This is a genomic window from Ralstonia flatus (assembly GCF_958439105.1).
Lineage (GTDB): Bacteria > Pseudomonadota > Gammaproteobacteria > Burkholderiales > Burkholderiaceae > Ralstonia > Ralstonia flatus.
Map to the genome: position 1 here is coordinate 99996 of NZ_CAUDLI010000010.1, position 19170 is coordinate 119165.

The following is a 19170-nucleotide window of genomic DNA, read 5'->3' on the forward strand; positions in this document are numbered from 1 at the left end:
CATGCCCATCGCTAAAATACGCAGCTCCGCCGCGCATTCTCGCAAAAATCTTTGGCATATTTTGACGTTTCCTGCGTGGATTCACGCACGCACAAAAAAACTGTGCTACCCATATTCCTCGACGTTACGCGGCTTCTCGACAGGCTTGCCAAACGGACGCTGCCAACCGGCGTCGACCGCGTCGGCCTTGCATATATCCGCCACTATGCGCCGCGGGCGCGCGCCGTTCTGAGCGAGCGCGGATTTTATGTCGTGTTGTCGGAAAAGGAATCGGCGCAGGCCTTCGATTTGTTGCTAAATCAGGACTCCACCCATTGGAGGGGTGCGCGAATGCTGATGGCGCGTGCTAGCCTCGCCGCCTTTCGGCGAGAGCGATTTGAGCGTGGCGTGCTTTTGCATACCAGCCATTCTGGGCTGGAATATGGCCGATATTTCCGATCGTTAACAAACCGGAATATCCGCACGGTTTTCATGCTGCACGATCTGATTCCGCTCACACATGCCGAGTATTGCCGCCCCGGCGTGCGAGAGACGCATCAGGAGCGGATGCGTGTAGCGCTTGGTCACGCGGCAGGCGTGATTGCGAATTCACAGGCGACGCTCGATTCCTTGAGCGAGCAGGCCCGCCACTCTGGGTGGCCTCTGCCGAAGTCTGTGGTGGCGCGCCTGGCCTCCGGTGTGCCGGTTGCTGAGCCGGGCGAGCGCCCGATTGCAGAGCCTTATTTCGTCATGCTGGGCACCATCGAGCCGCGCAAAAATCACTGGCTGCTGCTGCATGTGTGGCGCCGTTTGGTGGAAACACTGGGCGCTCGCGCTCCAAAGCTGGTCGTCGTTGGCCGGCGGGGTTGGGAGTGTGAGAACGTGGTGGATATGCTGGAGCGGTGCGCAGCGCTGCGCGGTGTTGTCATCGAAGAAGCTGATTGCTCGGATGCGCGCCTCCACAACTACCTGCACCATGCGCAGGCGCTGCTGTTCCCCTCTTTTGTTGAGGGCTACGGCATGCCGCTCGCAGAGGCACTTGCGATGCAAGTGCCGGTGATTGCCAGCGATTTGTCGGTGTTCCATGAGATTGCCGGCGATATTCCCGATTACCTTGATCCGCTCGACGGGCCCGGCTGGATTGCACGTATTCAGGACTATGCTTCGCCGGGCAGCGTGCGGCGTGCGAACCAACTGGGTCGTATTAAGGGGTTTCGTGAGCCGACGTGGCAGCAGCATTTCGAGGTGGTGGATCAGTTCATCGAGGGCCTGCTCTAAATGAGCAACCTTGGTGTGGCAACGCGGCCTGCGGCTCAGCGAGCGTCGCCCTTGCGCGGCGTGACGAGCGGTTGGCGCACGTTGGCATCGATGCGAGGCCTTGCGGGCGGCGTCTTTAGCGAGCGAAGGGCAGGGCGTGTGCTGCTCCGACTCAAACGGATCTTCGACGCGACCACACCGGCATTGCTTCCCGGTCCAATCTGGTCCGCATGTAAGCCAGGGCAGCCCATGCTGTCCTGGTTCGTGCTGCCCGGGCCCTGCGCAATAGACGACGCCTTACGGCACGCCCTTGATGCCTTGCTCGCCAGCACCGACGGGCTGGGGACCGCGCCGGAATTGCCAAGCTTGATGGCTCGCGTAGTGGCCGTCCGGGCCGATTTCGAGCGCAACGTTGTGCCTGAGTGTCCGCCCGAATTGATGCAGCGACGCAGCCGGCCCCGGGTGCTGCTGATCGACCAGCCGTGTGAGTCTGATGCCGCGCTGGCTGCATTTGATCGCATGGTGAGGGCGGCGCAGGGTGAGCACCCGGAGGCGGAATTCTGGGTCTGGCCAGCAGCTTTTGGCGGCCGGGGTGGTATTTCCCTTGAGGGGTGGGCTGCACCTGCCGTTCGTAGCGTCGCCGCTGGGTTCAGCTTCTTGGCCACGTTGCCACATGTCGACCATGTCTACACGGTGAGTGCGCCAGAGGGCATGCACGCGCTGCTGGCAGGCGTGCCGGTTCGCGTGTTTGGGCGCCCTTACTACGCGGGTTTGGGCCTGACAGCAGATGAATTTCCAATGCCGGATCGGCGGCAGCGCCTGACCCGCACCGCGCTGTTCGACGCCATCTATTTACGGCTGGCCCGCTATCTCGACCCGGAAACCCATGACGATGGCACGCTGGAGCGCGTGCTCGACAGCATCGAGTTGCAGCGTGCGGTCCGTGCGCGTTATGTCGATTGCCAGCGCGTAGCGGGTGTGCGTTTCCAGCGATGGAAGCGGCGCTTTGCCACGCCTTACCTCACCGCTGGCGGCGGCATGTTGCGCTGGACGCGTGCACCTGAGCAGTTGGACGCCAGCGAGCGTGCTGTTGTCTGGGGCGGAAAAAGCACGCACGGTATTCCAGTTGGAGCGGCGATGCTCCGCATGGAAGATGGCTTTTTCCATTCCAACGGGCTGGGCTCCGACATGAACGCTCCATGCAGCCAAGTGTTGGATCGAGAGGGGCTGTATTTCGATGCTCGCACCCCCAGCGAGCTCACGCACATCCTGAACACCGCGGACTTCGATGATGCCGAACTCGTTCGTGCAGCGGCGCTGCGCCGGCTGGTCTCGCAATTGGGTGTCACAAAGTACAACCTGGGGCGCCGCGCGCCGGACTGGGAGGCGCCGGGCGGTAAGACCATCATTCTCGTGGCCGGCCAGGTGGCAGACGACGCTTCGATCCGCTTCGGTACAGGCGCGATCGCTACCGCCGAAGCGTTGCTGGAGGCTGTGCGCAAGTGCAATCCAGATGGTTTTATCGTCTACAAGCCCCATCCGGATGTCTTATCCGGAAATCGGCAAGGGCTGATACATGCACGCGAACTGGCCGATGTTGTTGACGCGGAGGCTGACTTGGTCTCGTTGGTCGAACGAGCCGACGAGGTGCACGTGCTCTCATCGCTTGCGGGTTTCGATGCCCTCTTGCGGGGCAAGCGAGTATTTACCTATGGCCTCCCGTTCTATGCCGGCTGGGGGTTGACACACGACGCCTTGGTGCAGCCCTGGCGGCAACGCACCCTGACCCTTGACATGCTGGTCGCAGGCACGCTGCTGCGCTACCCGATCTACTGGGACTGGACCACGCAGTTGTTCACCACCCCTGAGGCGGTGGTCCGCAAGCTGGGGTTGACCGCCTCGCGTCCGCTCGAACGGATTGCAGGTGATTGGCGGCGGCCGTTGCGCAAGGCGTGGCGATGGAGCCGAAACACGGTGTGGTATGGGATTTGGGCTTGGACGCGACGCAGACAGACGCGGCTGAGTGAGGTGACGCTACCGGACGCAGGAGTCGTTGCGATCCGGCAGGTGCGCTGATTGAGCGAATGGTGACTTTTTTAGGGAGTTGATATGAACATTTACCCCGTCATTCTGTGTGGGGGTAGCGGTACCCGTCTCTGGCCAATGTCGCGCGGCGGATATCCGAAGCAGTATCTCAAGCTCACTGGCGAGCACACGCTAGTGCAGCAGACCGCGTTGCGCTTGCGCGGTATCGACAATGTTGCTGAGCCGATCATGATCACCAATGAAGATCAGCGCTTCATTGTGGCCGAGCAAATGCGCAGCATCGCTGTGCAACCTTCGGCCATCGTGCTCGAGCCGGTGGGCCGCGATACGGCACCCGCCGTAGCAGTATCGGCCCTGATTGCCCAGCAGGCGGCGCCCGACGCGCTGCTCCTGGTGCTGCCGTCAGACCATGTGATCCAGAATGACGCTGTGTTCAGCCAGCTCGCAAACGTTGCAGCTGGCGTTGCTAGGGACAACTTCCTTGTTACCTTCGGCATCGAGCCCACTGAGCCGCACACGGGCTATGGATACATCCGCAGTGGCGAAGCCCTGGGTGCGGGCGATGGTACGTACAAGGTCGAACGATTTGTCGAAAAGCCGGATGCCGCCACTGCCGCGCGCCTGCTCGAAGAGGGTGGGTACTACTGGAATAGCGGCATGTTCATGCTGAAGGCGTCTGCGTACTTGGACGAACTGCGCCAGCACGCGCCGGACATTCTGCGTCAGGCAGAACTCGCGCTCAACGCTGCCAAGCGCGACGCAGATTTCGTGCGACTCGACGCAGAAGCCTTCGGGGCCAGCCCCAAGTTGTCGATCGACTATGCCGTCATGGAAAAGACCGCACGCGCTGCCGTCGTGAAGGCGGCTGGCCTCGGCTGGAACGACATCGGTTCGTGGACGGCCCTGGCTGAGATCGCCAACGCCGACGAAGACGGCAATGCATTGTTTGGCGACGTACTGACCGAGGATACGAGCAATACCTACGTGCGCGCCGAGCACCGCATGGTGGCGGCGGTGGGCGTGAAGGACCTGGTGATTGTGGAAACCGCTGACGCAATCCTGGTGTCGCACCGTGATCGGGCGCAGGACGTCAAAAAGGTCGTCGAGCGACTGAACAGCTCAGGCCGGCATGAATCGATCACGCATCGCAAGGTGTTCCGCCCGTGGGGTTCGTACGAGGGGATCGATCAGGGCGACCGGTTCCAGGTGAAGCGCATCATCGTCAATCCTGGCTCGTCGCTCAGCCTGCAAATGCACCACCATCGCGCCGAACACTGGATCGTAGTGTGTGGTACCGCCAAGGTTTTCAATGGCGATCAGGTCCTGTTGCTGTCGGAAAATCAGTCCACCTATATCCCGCTGGGCGTGACGCACCGTCTGGAAAATCCGGGCAAGATTCCGCTTGAACTGATTGAAGTGCAATCCGGTTCTTACCTCGGTGAAGACGACATCGTTCGTTTTGAGGACCACTACGGGCGCGTCGCCTAGGAGCGATCTGAATCGGAGAGATCCAGTCGCTTCGGGCCGGTTCTCGAAAGTCCGAATTTTCTGCCCCACGGCACACGCGAGGCCCGCGTCGTCGAAGGATGACGCGGGCTTTTTCGTGTGTAGCGCCAGCCGCGGGCCTGCAACTCCGTTCGCACGCGCGCAGGTGTTGTACCCCGGTCGCTCACGTCAGTCCGATCTCTCTCCGATACCGCGCAGGCGTCATCCCCAGGTGCTGCTTGAACGCCTTGCCGAACGCCGCTTCGGATTGATAGCCGACACGCGCGCCAATTTCGCCTGCGCCGAGCCGTGTATGAACCAACGCGTCGCAGGCCAGCGTCATGCGTACGCGCGTGAGGAAATCCCATACCGTCATGCCGGCACGTGCCTTGAAATGCCGCGCGTAGGTGGCGCGTGACATGGCCGCGAGGTCGGCGAGGGCGTCGATGGTCCACGCGCGCTCGGGCGCGCTGAGCATGGTTTGTACGGACGGCCCCAGGCGCGCGTCCGACAGCAGCGTCAGCGTGCCGGGCCTCGCGTTTTCTCGCTGACCGTAGGCGCGCAGCGCCATCGTCAGCAGCGCTTGGCTCAGCGCGGTGACGATCGCCAGCGCGCCCGGTGCGCGCGTTTCGGCTTCGTCGCGCATCAGCCCAATGAGTGCTTGCAGCGCCGGAAACGACGCACTATCACTCAATGACACATGCAGCGGGTCGGGCAGTGTGCGAACCAGCAGCGTGGTCGAGCCCCGCTCGTGAACGAAGCGGCCGCAAAGCAGATCCACGTCAACCGCGCCCCGGCCGGTTTGGCGAAGCGGCAGCATGCCGTCGTGCGAGGTGCGCGGCTTGGGAATCCGCGCCTCCGCAGTGCTTGAGTCGTGAATCGTGTGGGCTTCACCGCGTGGGAACAGGATGAAATCGCCTTCGCGCAGCGTGAGCGTGCGGCCGCCGGTGTCGACCCGGCAACAGCCGGACAGCACGAGGTGAAACAGCGCTTGCCCATTCGGCTCCGGATCATGCGGGATCGAGAATCGCCCCTGGAACAGGCAGCGCAAATCCAGGCTGGCCTGCGGGCGTGTGAGCTGAATGAATTGGCTGAGCGCGTCCATTGAGACGATTTCGACAGAAATTGCGTTGATTAAGTATTCAACGGATCACGCATCAAGACAATACTCTTTCCAACGGCGCCGACACCGGGTCAGCGCCACACCACCGGAGCACATCATGCTGAACTGGGTCGAGTATCGGAAGGAATTGCTGGGTCGCATCGGCGAGATCGGACAGATCACGCCGGATACCGTCAAGGGCTACAAGACGCTGTCGGCTGCCTCGACGGGTAGCCTTGACGCGAAGACGCGTGAGCTGATCGCGCTGGCCGTGGCGGTGACCACGCGCTGCGATGGCTGTATCACCGTGCACACCGCCGAGGCCATCAAGCATGGCGCAACCCACGAGGAGATTGCCGACGCGCTGAGCGTGGCGATCTCGCTCAATGCCGGGGCGGCTTTGGTGTATTCGGCGCGCGTGATGGATGCGGTGCAGGCCTACGAAAAGGCCTGAGCGCGTCGGCTACCGGGCGATCCGCAGACGGCAGGTGGCCTGCCGCGCCTCGCCCGGCGCGAGCAGGTGCAGGCCCTCGCCGTGGTGGATTGCATTCGGCAGGCCCATCCACGGTTCGACGCAGTAGAAGTCGGACGTGGCGCTTTCCGTCCACGTGGTGATGGCGTGCCAGGGCACCGGCGCGCCGTCGACTTCGAAACGAATGCGGCGGCCAAGCGGTGCTTCCGGGTGCGGCGGAATGACCAGCGTTGCAGCACCAGCGTCATCGAGCAGGTGATAACGGTCTTGCAGCGCCGGGTCGTCGAGCTGGTAAGTCCTGCGCCCGGGCTCGGGGCGGTCGAGACTGCCATCGGGCAGTTGGCGTGACAGCCGTGCCGGTGGCATCAACAGCTCGGTCGCGCCGCGCAATGCATGCGGCAGCGCCAGGTAGAAATGATGGCCGGCGTAGAAAGGCATCGGAGCATGCGCGTCACCTTCGTTCAGATGCTTGACCGAGAAGGTCGCCTCGAGCCCATCATCAATCAGCCGGTACGTCACGCGAAACTCAAAGGCGAACGGATAGCCTTGACGCGTCTCGGGGCTGTCGCGCAGCAACAGAACGATGTGCGCGTCGCTTGCGTCTTCCACCTCGAACGGCAAGTCGCGTGCGAAGCCGTGTTGCGGCAGGGCGTGAAGTTGCCCGCGCGCGTCGCGCCAGCGGCCGATCTCGCCTTCTGCGAAGTGCCGGCCGATGAAGGGAAACAGCAGCGGATTGCCGCCACGGACCTTGGCTGGGTTCGACCAATCGGCCGGCTCGGGCCAGAAGAGAATGTCTTCGCCACGATGGCGCCAGCGCACGAGCCGCCCGCCGGCATCGGGCGCGAGCAGCAGCATGGAGCCATTGGCGTGCGACTCACCGATGCGGATGAGCGTGCGGTCCTGGAAGCGGGCGGTGGGCAGTTCGTGCATAGGCGGGCGAGGTGGCTTGTTGGCATGGGAATCGCGTACTAGATTGTCAATGCGTTTTGCCCGGAGGGAAACCATGTCCGTCAATTGCGTGCTGCCCGCACATACCGTTCCCCCGCCCGACGAGCCGTCGCCACCGGGCATTCCGCCGGATCTGCCATCGCCCGATGAACCCCCGCCGCCCGTCGAGCCACCGGAGATGTTGCGGACGTAATCTGCTGTTACCAATCGTCACAGCTTTGTGGGAAGCGGTTCGTAAGATAAGCGCCAGTTCTCGCGCAACTGCGCGTTTCTACAACGACGATACGAGCCCAAACATGTCGATTCTTCCGCGTCTGACCCTGTGCGCAGTCCTGGCGGCCTCCATGGCCGGTTGTGTCGTGGCGCCGCCGCAGCCCACGCGTACGGTGGTGGTGCGCGAGCCGGTTCCGGTCGCGGCACCTGCACCGGTGGATCCGCGCGCGCGCTTCGACCAGGTGCAAGGTCGCCTCGCAGAAGAATTCCACCGCATCGACGTTCGCCAATCAGAGGGCTACATCGACCCGTATCGCGCGGATGGCCTGCGCGACCGCCTGCGCCGCATCCGCCAGGAAGCCAACGACATGGCCAGCCAGCATCGCGGCGGCTTGTCCGGCGACGAGCAGCGCGCCCTGAATGACGAACTCGGCGCCGTGGCGCACGATATCGGCCGCTAAGCCGCTTTTCCGATCCCTTCATTCGCCGATGTTGCGTTGCAATATCGGCGAAATGCATTGTTGCGCCGCGTTGCGTGCGCGGCCCGCGGAAGCTGATACGCTTGCGTTCCTCCTGAACGAGCAAGCCCGACGCCGATGCTGCCTCCCGCAGCCGGTTCTGGCCTTGTGCCGTGCGAAAGATCATCCACTGCGACTGCGATTGTTTCTACGCTGCCATCGAAATGCGCGACGATCCGCGCCTCGTCGGCAAGCCGCTGGCCGTCGGTGGGCGGCCGGAACGGCGCGGCGTGGTCGCGACTTGCAATTACGAAGCGCGCAAGTTCGGCATCCATTCGGCGATGCCCATGGCGCAGGCCGTCAAGCGTTGCCCAGACTTGCTAATCGTGCCGCCGTCCATGGAGAAGTACCGCGAGGTCGCGCGCCAGATCTTCGCCATCTATCACAGCTACACGCCGCTGGTGGAACCGCTCTCGCTGGACGAGGCGTATCTGGACGTGACCGACAGCCCGATGCTCGCGGGCAGCGGCACCCGCATCGCTGAAGACATCCGCCGCCGCGTGCGCGAAGAGATCGGCATTACCGTGTCCGCGGGCGTTGCGCCCAACAAGTTCATCGCCAAGATCGCCAGCGACTGGAACAAGCCTGATGGCCTGTTCGTCGTGCGGCCCGAGCAGATCGACGCGTTTGTTGCCGAACTGCCCGTCGACCGCCTGTTCGGCGTGGGCAAGGTGACGGCCGCCAAGCTGCGTCGCCTCGGGGCGGAAACCTGCGGCGACTTGCGCGCCTGGGGCACCGACCGCTTGCAGCAGCATTTCGGCGTGTTCGGTTTCCGGCTGCACGACCTTTGCCGCGGCATTGATCATCGGCAGGTGCAACCTTCGCAGATTCGCAAGTCGGTCAGCGTGGAAGAAACCTACGCCACCGATCTGCGCACGCTCGAAGACTGCCAGCGTGAGTTGATCGTTCTCGTGGAGCAGCTTGCCGCCCGCGTCGAACGTGCTCGCGCGGGAAACATGATCCACAAGACCTACGTCAAGCTGCGTTTTGCCGATTTTCGCGGCACGACGGTGGAGTGCATCTCGCCGCAAGTGTCTTTGCCGGTGTTCTCCAAGTTGCTCACTCAGGGGTTTGAGCGCCGCGGCATTCCCGTGCGGTTGCTTGGCGTGGGCGTGCGGTTGTATGAGTCCGACGCGCATGCGCGGCAGCAGCCGCTGTTTGCCGAAGACCCGGCCGCCGCCGAATAAGGCTGCTGCTCCACGCGGCCACGCGGCAATCGGTTGGGAATTGTCCTATTTTCCTGTCTGCATCCCGGCGATAGAAGGGCGGAATGTCGCCTGCGGGTAGAATGCCCGCTTTTTTGCATAATCCGCCGCCGCGCATCACACGTGCGCGACAGTGCATGCCGTCACATTCGGCCGCACGCAGACAGGAGACGCAGTAATGAGTTTGTTTCGTACCAAGAACGTGGATCACATGATCCGCACGGGCCACAGCGACACCGGCCTGAAGAAAGTCCTCGGACCCCTCGACCTGACCTTCCTGGGTGTCGGCGCCATCATCGGAACCGGCATCTTCGTGCTGACCGGCACCGGCGCGCTGACGGCCGGGCCGGCGCTCACGCTGTCCTTCATCGTCGCAGCGCTCGCTTGCGGGTTTGCCGCGCTGTGCTACGCCGAATTCGCCTCGACCATTCCCGTGTCGGGCTCCATCTATACGTACGCCTACGCCACGATGGGCGAACTGGTCGCCTGGATCATCGGCTGGGACCTGATGCTCGAATACGGCCTGGCCACATCCGCTGTTTCGGTGGGCTGGTCCGGCTATTTCCAGTCGCTGCTGTCAGGCTTCGGCCTGCATCTGCCGGTGGCGCTCACCGCTGCACCGGGCGCGATTCCGGGCGTGCAGACGCTGTTCAACCTGCCGGCCCTGGTGATCATGCTGCTGATCACGACGCTGCTGTCGTTCGGCATTCGTGAATCGGCGCGCGCCAACAACATCATGGTGGCGATCAAGGTGACAGTCGTGCTGCTGTTCATCGCCGTGGGTGTGCGGCATGTGCAGCCGGCCAACTGGCAGCCGTTCATGCCGTTCGGCATGGAAGGCGTGTTTGGCGCCGCCGCCATCGTGTTCTTCGCGTTCATCGGCTTCGATGCGGTGACGTCTGCGGCGGAAGAGGTGCGCAATCCCAAACGCGATTTGCCGATCGGCATCATCGGTTCGCTGGCAGTCTGCACGATTCTCTATGTGCTGGTGGCCGCCATCATGACGGGCATCGTCCCGTTCGCGAAGTTTGCGGGCGTGGATCACCCCGTGTCGCTGGCGTTGCAAGTGGCCGGTGAAAGCTGGGTGGCGGGCTTTGTCGACCTGGGCGCCATCATCGGCATGACGACCGTGATCCTCGTGATGGCGTACGGCCAGACCCGCATCATCTTCGCCATGTCGCGCGACGGTCTGCTGCCCAAGCGACTGTCGCACATTCATCCGCGCTATTCGACGCCGTTCCTGAATACTTGGGTGGTCGGCATTGTGTTTGCGCTGATTGCCGCCTTTGTTCCGCTGAACGTGCTGGCTGAACTCATCAACATCGGCACGCTCGCGGCCTTCTCGTTGATCGCCGTGGCTGTGCTGGTGCTGCGCCGTACGCGTCCGGACCTGCATCGCGGCTTCCGCTGCCCTGGCGTGCCGGTCGTGCCGCTACTGGCGATCGGCCTGTGCCTGTTCCTGATGAGCCATCTGCAGGCCGTCACCTGGATCGCCTTCGTCGTGTGGGTCGTGATTGGCTTGCTGGTGTACTTCGGCTATGCGCGCCGCCGTTCGCTGCTGCACGGATCGACGCACGGCGCAGCGCCGGTTTCCGAGACGGTGCACTGATCGGAACAGCGCGTCCATTCCCTGACGACATGGCTGCCACGCGGGTGCCACTGTCGTCAGGGCCGCCGGTTGAGGAGAATTCGCCTCAGCCGGTGCGCAACTATTACAACGCCGGTGTATTGCGTTCAAAGAGCGCACTTTTTTTGGCACGGTTTTCAGCGCTTCCCGCACTGACATCAACGTGTCGCCAATCATGTGGTTGCATTAGCAAGCGCGTCTTGGCTTTGTATCCGGCACGCGCCTTGCATGTGGCTTTCGCTTTGCTCAACGGGCACGTGCGCGACCCTGACAAAAAAGCATAGCTGTGACCGTGGGCCCCACAAGGCCTGATCCCGCCTGGGATGGTAGCTTCAAGCCCGCGCTCGAAAGCTGCGATGCTCGAAATCGCGCTCGCACGTGCATCCCAAGCTGTGGTTAAAATGATTTGCGCAGCCAGACCCATGTCTGACGAAACCTTGCCGGCCCCCCCGCACGGTTTCCACGCAACAGCGTGTGCGTTGTTGTCCATTGCAATCGGAGGGCTTTGACGATGGAAATCAAGTTCGAAAAGAAAGAGGCGTACGACATCAACAACGAAGGCCTGCTGTTCGACGCACTCGTCGACGGCGAAAAGGTGACTTGCGTGGCAACGCGTGAGGCGCTTTGGGAAGGCCTGGAAGGTGACCAGGTGTTGTCGCTGCAGGCAGCCTTCGAGGCTGGCCAAGAACGGATCCAGGATGCCGCGCGCGTGCTGATTGCAGACGGCGTCCAGCGATCTAATGGATTGGAGGATTTGCCGCAACCGGTCGTGGTCAAGCGCGCGCACATTGCCGTGGCTTGAGTCTGATCGATTGCCCGCGTAGACATCGGCTTGGCCGATGAGTCTGCATGGCGGACAGCGCGTCCGCCGCCTGAAAAAAGCCGGTCCGTGTGACCGGCTTTTTTCATGGCGCCGCAGTTTCCCGACTTGACACGGCTGCAATCCGCCTCGATTATTAACATGTTAATTATATGAGCCAGGAGGAGGCGCAATGCGGCGAGCCAGAGTGACATTGCCGGACGGCCGGGTACGGGAAACCGTGTTTGCGTCTGCCACGGAACCCGCTGATTCCTGGCGCTGGCTGCCGCCGGTCGAAGGCACGGTCGTCGGGACCTTGCTCAACTACCGCGGAGAACTCGATGCGCTGGGCGACGCGCTGTCTGCGCCGCCTTACCAGGCACCGCCCAAGGCGCCCATTCTGTATCTCAAGCCCGCCAACACGCGTATCGGCCATGGTCATGATGTTGTGCTGCCGGCCGATGTCGAGAGCGTCTGGGCGGGTGCTTGCCTGGGCGTGGTGATCGGACGGACTGCCACGCGCGTGCCTGCGCAGCGCGCTGCAGATGTCATCGCCGGCTACACCATCGTCAACGACCTGAGCGTGCCGCATGCGAGCTACTACCGACCGGCGATCCGCCACAAGTGCCGCGATGGTTTCTGCCCGATGGGGCCATGGATGGTTGACCGCGACGATGTGCCTGATGCCGATGCGCTCGATATCGCCGTGCGCATCAACGGAGAGATCAAGCAGCGCGCAAACACTTCGACCCTGGTGCGGCCAATCGGGCAACTGCTTGCCGACGTGACGGCCTTCATGACGCTGGAAGCGGGCGACGTGCTGCTCGTTGGCATGCCGGAGAATCCGCCGCTGGCGCGCGCCGGGGATTGCATCGATATCGACATCGCCCACATCGGTACGCTGACGACAGCCCTGGTTCGCCACGCGCAGGAGGCCTCGCGATGAAGCACGCGCGTATTGCCTATGACGGCGCCATCCATCACGTCACGGCCATGCCGGGCGATGACACCCACCTGCGACTGGCCGACGGCCGCATCCTGCATGAAACCGAGGTCGTCTGGTTGCCGCCGGTCGAGCCGCGCACCATCTTCGCGCTGGGCCTGAACTACGCCGACCACGCCAAGGAGCTGGCCTTCAAGGCGCCCGAGGAGCCGCTCGCGTTCCTGAAAGGACCGAACACGCTGATCGGCCATCGCGCTCGCACCGTGCGTCCGGATGGGGTGGCGTTCATGCATTACGAATGCGAGCTGGTCGTGGTGATCGGCGAGACCGCCCGCAACGTGCCGCGCGAACATGCCTACGAATATGTGGCCGGATATACGGTGGCCAACGATTACGCCATCCGCGATTACCTCGAGAACTACTACCGCCCGAACCTGCGCGTGAAGAGCCGCGACACGTGTACGCCCATCGGGCCATGGCTCGTCGACCGCGACGATGTGCCCGATCCGATGCGCCTCGCGCTGCGCACCACCGTCAACGGTCGTGTCACGCAAGAAGGCAGCACGCGCGACATGATCTTCGACATCCCTGCGTTGATCGCGTGGTTCTCCAGTTTCATGACGCTCAGCCCCGGCGACATGATTCTGACTGGCACGCCCGAGGGTTTGGCCGATACGCAACCCGGCGACGAAGTCATCACCGAAATTGAAGGCATCGGCAGGCTGGTGAGCACCATCGTTGCCGAAGCACCGAACAAGGAGCCCGTATGAGCCGCGTCAACATGGACCCTGTCAAGCATTGGATCGACGGCCGCCAGATCGACAGCGTCGAGCGTTTCGTCACGACCAATCCAGCCACGGGCGAAGCCATTACCGAGGTGGCATCGGGCGGTGAGGCGGAGATCAACGCGGCGGTCGCGGCGGCCAAGGCGGCATTTCCCGCCTGGGCCAACACGCCGGCCAAGCAGCGCGCCAAGCTGATGCGCCGACTGGGCGAGCTGATCGAACAGAACGTGCCGCACCTGGCCGCGCTGGAGACGATGGACACCGGGCTGCCGATCGCGCAGACGAGCAAGCAGCTCATTCCGCGCGCTTCCGAGAACTTCCATTTCTTTGCCGAGGTGTGCACGCAAGTCAACGGCCGCACGTATCCCGTCGATGACCAGATGCTGAACTACACGCTGTATCAGCCGGTGGGCGTTTGCGCGTTGATCTCGCCGTGGAACGTGCCCTTCATGACGGCCACGTGGAAGGTGGCGCCGTGCCTGGCGCTGGGCAATACGGCGGTGCTGAAGATGTCGGAGCTGTCGCCGCTGACAGCGGACCAGCTTGGCCGCCTCGCTCTGGAAGCCGGCATTCCGCCCGGCGTGCTGAACGTCGTGCAAGGCTATGGCGCGACGGCAGGCGATGCGCTGGTGCGTCATCCGGATGTGCGGGTGGTGTCCTTCACCGGCGGTACGACGACCGGCAAGCGCATCATGGAGCGCGCCGGCCTGAAAAAATTCTCGATGGAACTGGGCGGCAAATCGCCCGTGCTGGTCTTCGACGATGCGGACCTGGATCGCGCGCTGGATGCGTCGCTCTTCACCATCTTTTCGATCAACGGCGAGCGCTGCACGGCCGGCTCCCGCATCTTCGTGCAAGAGAGCGTCTACGACGATTTCGTACGCAAGTTTGCCGAACGGGCCAAGCGGCTTGTGGTGGGCGATCCGTCGGATGAGACAACCCATGTCGGCTCAATGATCACGCGCGCGCACTGGGAGAAGGTCACGGGCTACATCCGCCTGGGCGAACAGGAAGGCGCGAAGATTCTGGCCGGCGGCGCGGAGAAGCCCGCTGGCCTGCCCGGCCACCTGCAGAACGGCAACTTTGTCGCGCCCACGGTGCTGGCCAACGTCGACAACCGCATGCGGGTGGCGCAGGAAGAAATCTTTGGCCCCGTGGCTTGCCTGATCCCGTTCAAGGATGAGGCCGATGGCCTGAAACTCGCCAATGACGTGGAATACGGTCTGGCCTCGTACATCTGGACGCAGGATGTGGGCAAGGTGCACCGCGTGGCGCGCGGCATCGAAGCCGGCATGGTGTTCGTCAACAGCCAGAATGTGCGCGACTTGCGCCAGCCTTTTGGCGGTATCAAAGCGTCCGGTACGGGGCGTGAGGGCGGCGAGTACAGTCTGGAGGTGTTTGCCGAAATCAAGAACATCTGCATCTCGATGGGCAGCCACCATATTCCGCGCTGGGGCGTTTGACGCGCGGCCGGACACACCACAACAAGGGCGGAAGGAGACACCATGGGCAAGCTGGCCTTGGCCGCGAAGATCACCCACGTGCCGTCGATGTACCTGTCGGAGCTGCCGGGCAAGCACCATGGCTGCCGGGCGGCGGCCATCGAGGGCCACCGTATCATTGGACAGCGTTGCCGCGATCTGGGCGTGGACACCATCGTCGTGTCCGACGTGCACTGGCTCGTCAACGCCGGTTACCACGTCAATTGCAACGCGCGCTTCGAAGGCGTCTATACGAGCAACGAGCTGCCGCATTTCATCAAGGACATGCGGTATGCCTATCCCGGCAATCCGGCGCTGGGCCGATCGATTGCCGAGACGGCAACGGCGCGCGGCGTGTTCACGCGTGCGCACGAAATCCATAGCCTCGAACTCGAATACGGCACGCTCGTGCCGATGCGGTACATGAACAGCGACCAGCACTTCAAGGTCGTGTCGATTGCCGGTTGGTGCGCGTGGCACACACTGGATGAAAGCCGCCGTTTCGGGGCCGCGCTGCTCGAAGCCATCGAGGCGAGCGACAGCACGGTCGCGTTCCTCGCCAGCGGATCGCTCTCGCACCGCTTCAACGACAACGGCAGCCCCGAAGAATCCATTCACCAGATCAGCCGCGAGTTTTTCAGGCAGGTCGACCTGCGCGTGGTCGAGCTATGGAAGCAGGGCGACTGGAAGACGTTCTGCGCGATGCTGCCCGAGTACGCATCGTTGTGCGAAGGCGAGGGCGGCATGCACGACACGGCCATGCTGCTCGGCCTGCTTGGCTGGGACGCCTATGACCGGGGCGTCGAGGTCATCACCGAATATTTCGCCAGCTCCGGCACGGGCCAGATCAACGCGGTCTTCCCCTTGCCCGAACGTGAACAAGTTGAAGCCTGAGGAGAGCGACATGCCGCATGTCATCGTCGAATACACCGACAACCTGGGCGACGACGCCCGCATTCCGGAATTGCTGCAGGCGATGAACGAGACGCTGATGGCGCAGAACGGCGTGTTTCCGACCGGCGGGATCCGATCGCGCGCCATGAAGCTGACCGACTACCGCGTGGCCGACGGCAAAGAAGACGACGCCTTCGTCCATGTCACGCTCAAGATCGCCGCGGGTCGTACACCGGAGGTCAAGAAGGCCGCCGGCGATGCGCTGTTCGAGGCAGTCAAGGCACATTTTGCCGAGGCCTTTGCGCGCCGCAATCTGGCGCTGTCGATGGAGCTGACCGAGTTTGACGAGGGCGGCAGCTACAAGCACAACAACATCCACGCGCGTTTTCGCAAGGCTTGACGCATGCTCGACACCACGATCATCCAGACCATCGCGCGCCGGCTGCACCAGGCCGAGATTGACCGCAGGCAGATCCGCCAGGTTTCGCTTGACCACCCCGACATCACCATCGAAGACGCCTACGCCATCCAGCGTGAGTGGGTTGCGATGAAGCTGGCGGCGGGGCGGCGCCTGAAGGGGCACAAGATCGGCCTGACGTCGCGTGCGATGCAGCAGTCTTCGCAGATTGACGAGCCGGACTACGGAGCACTGCTCGACGACATGTTCTTTGCCGAGGGGAGCGAGATTCCTGCCAGCCGCTTCATCGTGCCGCGTGTGGAAGTCGAACTCGCCTTCGTGCTCGGCAAGCGGCTGGAGGGGCCGGACGTGACGCTGTTCGATGTGTACGACGCGGTGGACCACGTGATCCCCGCGCTGGAGATTATCGACGCGCGTTCGCAATCGATCGATCCGGACAGCGGGCGCCCGCGCAAGGTGTTCGACACGATTGCGGACAACGCCGCGAACGCCGGCGTCGTGATGGGCGGCCGTCCCATCCGCATGCGCGATGTGGACCTGCGCTGGGTGAGCGCGATCTTTTCACGCAACGCCGTCATCGAAGAAACGGGCGTGGCCGCCGGCGTGCTGAACCACCCGGCCAACGGTGTCGTCTGGCTGGCCAACAAGCTGGCACCGCACGGCGTTGCGCTGGAACCGGGGCAGGTGATCCTTGGCGGATCGTTCACGCGGCCAGTGCCAGCCCGGCCCGGTGATACATTCCATTGCGACTACGGTCCGCTTGGCAGCATCGCGTGCCATTTCGTCTAACCCGTCTAACCGTCTAACGCTCAAAGGATGTCCTCGCCATGCAGCTTCCGGTGAACAACTTCAAGCGCGCGCTTGCCGAGCGCCGGCCGCAGATTGGCCTGTGGCTCGCAATGACGCATCCGTACCCGGCAGAGATTGTTGCCGGCGCCGGCTTCGACTGGCTGCTGATCGACAACGAGCACGCGCCGAATCAACTGCAATCGACGCTCGCGCAATTGCAGGCCGTTGCACCCTACGCGTCGCATCCCATCGTGCGGCCTGCCTGGAACGATCCGGTCGAGATCAAGCGCCTGCTGGATATCGGGGCGCAGACGCTGCTGGTGCCGATGGTCCAGAACGCCGACGAGGCGCGTGCCGCCGTTGAGGCGATGCGCTATCCCCCGAACGGTATCCGCGGCGTCGGGAGTGCGCTGGCTCGCGCATCGCGCTGGAACCGCGTGGACGATTACCTTCACCAGGCCGATGCGCAGATGTGCACGCTTGTCCAAGTCGAAACCGCGGAATCGCTTGAGCATCTCGATGCGATTCTCGCCGTGCAAGGCGTCGACGGCGTCTTCATTGGTCCTGGCGACCTGGCGGCGTCGATGGGGCATCTTGGAGCGCCGGGGCATCCGGAAGTCCGCAACGCGATCGACGGCGCCATTCAACGTATCGTTGCGTCCGGCAAGGCGGCGGGCATTCTGTCAGCCGATCAGGCGCAGGCGAAGCACTACCTGTCGCTGGGCGCGACGTTCGTTGCAGTCGGAACGGATGTCACGCTGCTGGCGCGCAGCGCAGAGCAACTGGCCAAGGCGTTCAAGGGAGACGACGCCGCTTATCCCCAGCCAGCCGGTAGCGTGTATTGACGGGCGTTACTCGTCGCCGACGAAACGGCCCATCGGGGTGTGCGTTTCCATGAGCTGGATCGACTCATCGATCGCAGCGTAGAGCGCGTCCAGTCGCGCGCGGCCGAGCTGCGCTTCGATGCGTGCGTATTCCGCATCGACCTGCGGTTCCACGTCGGCCAGGAACTGGCGGCTTTTGGGCGTGAGCGAGATCACCTGGCGGCGCTGATCCACCGGCGACTTCGTACGCACGATCATCTCGGATTGCTCCATCGCTGCCAGCATGCGCGTGAGGCTCGGGCTCAGGATCAGGCAGGCGTCGGCGAGCTGGTTTGGCTCCATGTCGCCGGTATCGTTGAGCGTACGCAGCACGCGCCATTGCTGCTCGGTGATGCCGCGCTCGCGCAGGATCGGCCGAAAGCGTGCCATGAACGTCTCGCGCGCGCGCAGCAGCAAATGCGGCAGATTGCGGTGCTTGAAGGCGGAAGCCATGCAGGCGCTCCTTATGCGCTGCGCAAGGCGGCGACCACAGGCGTGTGGTCCGACGGCTGGTCCCACGTGCGCGGTACCCGGTCGATATGGCACGACTCGCACAGCTTGGCGAGTTCGGGCGACAGCATGATGTGGTCGATTCGCAGGCCCGCGTTGCGCTTGAAGCCGAACATGCGGTAGTCCCACCACGAGAACAGCTTGTCTTCCTGCTCGAACATGCGGAAGGCATCGACGAGCCCGGCGCCTTGCATCGCCCGAAACGCCGCCCGCTCTTCCGGCGACACCAGGTTCTGACCCTCCCACTTTTTCGGATCGTGCACATCGCGGTCTTCGGGGGCGATGTTGAAATCGCCCAGCAGCATCAGGCGCGGGTTTGCTGCCAACTCGCTTGTCAGCCACGCCTGCAGCGCCTCCAGCCAGCGCAGCTTGTAGACGAACTTGTCGGAATCGAGCGCCTGCCCGTTCGGAATGTAGGCGGAGATCACGCGGACCGGGCCACCGTCCACGTCGTAGGTGGCGGCCACGATGCGCTGCTGCTCGTCGTCAAATCCCGGGATGTTCTTCACCACATCGCGGCCTTCAGGCACCGACGCCTTGCGCGCGAGGATGGCAACACCGTTGTATGTCTTCTGACCGGTGAACAACGAGCTGTAGCCCGCGGCGTCCAGCTCGGCAAGCGGATAGCGGTCATCGGGCAGCTTGAGTTCCTGCAGGCAGAGCAGGTCGATGGGCGTGGCGTCGGCTTCGCGCTGGGCCAGCCATTGCAGCACGTGCGGTAGGCGCACCTTCAAAGAGTTAACGTTCCAGGTTGCGACACGCATGAGGGCTCGGTCCTTGCAAATGGCGACGGCGCGCACTTTGGCGCCGTTCAGGGGTGCGATATTGTGCCATCA

At 63.3% G+C, this 19170-nt stretch carries 19 protein-coding genes; 15 read left to right on the plus strand and 4 right to left on the minus strand.

Features of this window, described 5'->3' with window-relative positions; genetic code table 11:
• Positions 1-102 precede the first annotated feature (102 nt).
• Genes R2676_RS20710 through R2676_RS20720 form a run of 3 tightly spaced genes read left to right on the plus strand, consistent with a single transcriptional unit; the run spans position 103 to position 4770 of the window.
• Positions 103-1257, plus strand: a complete 1155-nt coding sequence (locus R2676_RS20710) for a glycosyltransferase family 4 protein (RefSeq protein ID WP_206273806.1) — start codon at positions 103-105, stop codon at positions 1255-1257.
• Positions 1258-3312 carry a capsular polysaccharide biosynthesis protein gene (locus tag R2676_RS20715; protein WP_206273746.1) on the plus strand — a complete coding sequence of 685 codons (2055 nt, stop codon included), beginning with the start codon at positions 1258-1260 and terminating at the stop codon, positions 3310-3312.
• A 33-nt stretch (positions 3313-3345) separates the two neighbouring features.
• The gene (locus R2676_RS20720) at positions 3346-4770 is read left to right on the plus strand and encodes a mannose-1-phosphate guanylyltransferase/mannose-6-phosphate isomerase (RefSeq protein WP_206273745.1); all 1425 of its coding nucleotides are present in this window, start codon (positions 3346-3348) and stop codon (positions 4768-4770) included.
• A gap of 181 nt (positions 4771-4951) precedes the next feature.
• Here R2676_RS20720 and R2676_RS20725 read toward each other — a convergent pair whose 3' ends face one another.
• Complete coding sequence (locus R2676_RS20725; RefSeq protein WP_206273744.1) at positions 4952-5872, minus strand: cupin domain-containing protein; 921 nt, start codon at positions 5870-5872, stop codon at positions 4952-4954.
• A gap of 115 nt (positions 5873-5987) precedes the next feature.
• On the opposite strand from R2676_RS20725, the gene R2676_RS20730 reads away from it, so the two are divergent.
• Positions 5988-6323, plus strand: a complete 336-nt coding sequence (locus R2676_RS20730) for a carboxymuconolactone decarboxylase family protein (RefSeq protein WP_027681252.1) — start codon at positions 5988-5990, stop codon at positions 6321-6323.
• A gap of 9 nt (positions 6324-6332) precedes the next feature.
• Here R2676_RS20730 and R2676_RS20735 read toward each other — a convergent pair whose 3' ends face one another.
• Positions 6333-7271, minus strand: coding sequence for an aldose epimerase family protein (locus R2676_RS20735; protein ID WP_206273743.1), 939 nt, complete (start codon positions 7269-7271; stop codon positions 6333-6335).
• A 314-nt stretch (positions 7272-7585) separates the two neighbouring features.
• Here R2676_RS20735 and R2676_RS20740 point away from each other — a divergent pair, with 314 nt between their 5' ends.
• From R2676_RS20740 to hpaI, 11 genes are all read left to right on the plus strand, one after another.
• The gene (locus R2676_RS20740; protein ID WP_045786985.1) at positions 7586-7963 is read left to right on the plus strand and encodes a hypothetical protein; all 378 of its coding nucleotides are present in this window, start codon (positions 7586-7588) and stop codon (positions 7961-7963) included.
• Positions 7964-8133: 170 nt separating this feature from the next.
• Complete coding sequence (gene dinB, locus R2676_RS20745; protein WP_206273742.1) at positions 8134-9207, plus strand: DNA polymerase IV; 1074 nt, start codon at positions 8134-8136, stop codon at positions 9205-9207.
• A gap of 196 nt (positions 9208-9403) precedes the next feature.
• Positions 9404-10834 (plus strand): amino acid permease, encoded by a 1431-nt coding sequence (locus tag R2676_RS20750; RefSeq protein WP_027681256.1) that lies wholly within the window; start codon positions 9404-9406, stop codon positions 10832-10834.
• Between the two features lie 529 nt (positions 10835-11363).
• Entirely contained in the window at positions 11364-11654 is a 291-nt protein-coding gene (locus R2676_RS20755; protein WP_206273741.1) for a DUF1488 family protein, read from the plus strand.
• 190 nt (positions 11655-11844) lie between these two features.
• Entirely contained in the window at positions 11845-12597 is a 753-nt protein-coding gene (locus R2676_RS20760) for a fumarylacetoacetate hydrolase family protein (protein ID WP_206273740.1), read from the plus strand.
• Positions 12594-13364: a fumarylacetoacetate hydrolase family protein gene (locus tag R2676_RS20765; RefSeq protein ID WP_206273739.1), complete on the plus strand. Its 771-nt coding sequence runs from the start codon at positions 12594-12596 to the stop codon at positions 13362-13364. The genes R2676_RS20760 and R2676_RS20765 overlap by 4 nt, the downstream gene beginning before the upstream one ends.
• Positions 13361-14842: a 5-carboxymethyl-2-hydroxymuconate semialdehyde dehydrogenase gene (hpaE, locus tag R2676_RS20770; protein ID WP_206273738.1), complete on the plus strand. Its 1482-nt coding sequence runs from the start codon at positions 13361-13363 to the stop codon at positions 14840-14842. Before R2676_RS20765 ends, hpaE begins: the two co-directional genes overlap by 4 nt.
• Positions 14843-14884: 42 nt before the next feature.
• Positions 14885-15754: a 3,4-dihydroxyphenylacetate 2,3-dioxygenase gene (hpaD, locus tag R2676_RS20775; protein ID WP_206273737.1), complete on the plus strand. Its 870-nt coding sequence runs from the start codon at positions 14885-14887 to the stop codon at positions 15752-15754.
• Positions 15755-15764: 10 nt separating this feature from the next.
• Positions 15765-16154 (plus strand): 5-carboxymethyl-2-hydroxymuconate Delta-isomerase, encoded by a 390-nt coding sequence (locus R2676_RS20780; RefSeq protein WP_206273736.1) that lies wholly within the window; start codon positions 15765-15767, stop codon positions 16152-16154.
• Positions 16155-16157: 3 nt separating this feature from the next.
• A complete protein-coding gene (hpaH, locus tag R2676_RS20785) occupies positions 16158-16961 on the plus strand; it encodes a 2-oxo-hept-4-ene-1,7-dioate hydratase (RefSeq protein ID WP_206273735.1) in 804 nt (267 codons plus the stop codon).
• A gap of 38 nt (positions 16962-16999) precedes the next feature.
• Positions 17000-17806 (plus strand): 4-hydroxy-2-oxoheptanedioate aldolase, encoded by an 807-nt coding sequence (gene hpaI / locus R2676_RS20790; RefSeq protein WP_206273734.1) that lies wholly within the window; start codon positions 17000-17002, stop codon positions 17804-17806.
• Between the two features lie 6 nt (positions 17807-17812).
• Here hpaI and hpaR read toward each other — a convergent pair whose 3' ends face one another.
• Both hpaR and xth read right to left on the minus strand, forming a co-directional pair.
• Positions 17813-18277, minus strand: coding sequence for a homoprotocatechuate degradation operon regulator HpaR (gene hpaR / locus R2676_RS20795; protein WP_027681265.1), 465 nt, complete (start codon positions 18275-18277; stop codon positions 17813-17815).
• 11 nt (positions 18278-18288) lie between these two features.
• A complete protein-coding gene (gene xth, locus R2676_RS20800; RefSeq protein WP_027681266.1) occupies positions 18289-19098 on the minus strand; it encodes an exodeoxyribonuclease III in 810 nt (269 codons plus the stop codon).
• Between the last annotated feature and the right edge of the window lie 72 nt (positions 19099-19170).

Bases quoted from the DNA above. Each gene is read 5' to 3' on its own strand.
- xth (WP_027681266.1), bottom strand. From the start codon at position 19,098: ATGCGTGTCGCAACCTGGAACGTTAACTCTTTGAAGGTGCGCCTACCG.
- R2676_RS20730 (WP_027681252.1), top strand. From the start codon at position 5,988: ATGCTGAACTGGGTCGAGTATCGGAAGGAATTGCTGGGTCGCATCGGC.
- R2676_RS20780 (WP_206273736.1), top strand. From the start codon at position 15,765: ATGCCGCATGTCATCGTCGAATACACCGACAACCTGGGCGACGACGCC.
- R2676_RS20740 (WP_045786985.1), top strand. From the start codon at position 7,586: ATGTCGATTCTTCCGCGTCTGACCCTGTGCGCAGTCCTGGCGGCCTCC.
- hpaH (WP_206273735.1), top strand. From the start codon at position 16,158: ATGCTCGACACCACGATCATCCAGACCATCGCGCGCCGGCTGCACCAG.
- R2676_RS20715 (WP_206273746.1), top strand. From the start codon at position 1,258: ATGAGCAACCTTGGTGTGGCAACGCGGCCTGCGGCTCAGCGAGCGTCG.
- hpaI (WP_206273734.1), top strand. From the start codon at position 17,000: ATGCAGCTTCCGGTGAACAACTTCAAGCGCGCGCTTGCCGAGCGCCGG.
- R2676_RS20750 (WP_027681256.1), top strand. From the start codon at position 9,404: ATGAGTTTGTTTCGTACCAAGAACGTGGATCACATGATCCGCACGGGC.
- hpaR (WP_027681265.1), bottom strand. From the start codon at position 18,277: ATGGCTTCCGCCTTCAAGCACCGCAATCTGCCGCATTTGCTGCTGCGC.
- R2676_RS20755 (WP_206273741.1), top strand. From the start codon at position 11,364: ATGGAAATCAAGTTCGAAAAGAAAGAGGCGTACGACATCAACAACGAA.
- R2676_RS20760 (WP_206273740.1), top strand. From the start codon at position 11,845: ATGCGGCGAGCCAGAGTGACATTGCCGGACGGCCGGGTACGGGAAACC.
- R2676_RS20720 (WP_206273745.1), top strand. From the start codon at position 3,346: ATGAACATTTACCCCGTCATTCTGTGTGGGGGTAGCGGTACCCGTCTC.
- hpaE (WP_206273738.1), top strand. From the start codon at position 13,361: ATGAGCCGCGTCAACATGGACCCTGTCAAGCATTGGATCGACGGCCGC.
- R2676_RS20735 (WP_206273743.1), bottom strand. From the start codon at position 7,271: ATGCACGAACTGCCCACCGCCCGCTTCCAGGACCGCACGCTCATCCGC.
- R2676_RS20765 (WP_206273739.1), top strand. From the start codon at position 12,594: ATGAAGCACGCGCGTATTGCCTATGACGGCGCCATCCATCACGTCACG.
- R2676_RS20725 (WP_206273744.1), bottom strand. From the start codon at position 5,872: ATGGACGCGCTCAGCCAATTCATTCAGCTCACACGCCCGCAGGCCAGC.
- hpaD (WP_206273737.1), top strand. From the start codon at position 14,885: ATGGGCAAGCTGGCCTTGGCCGCGAAGATCACCCACGTGCCGTCGATG.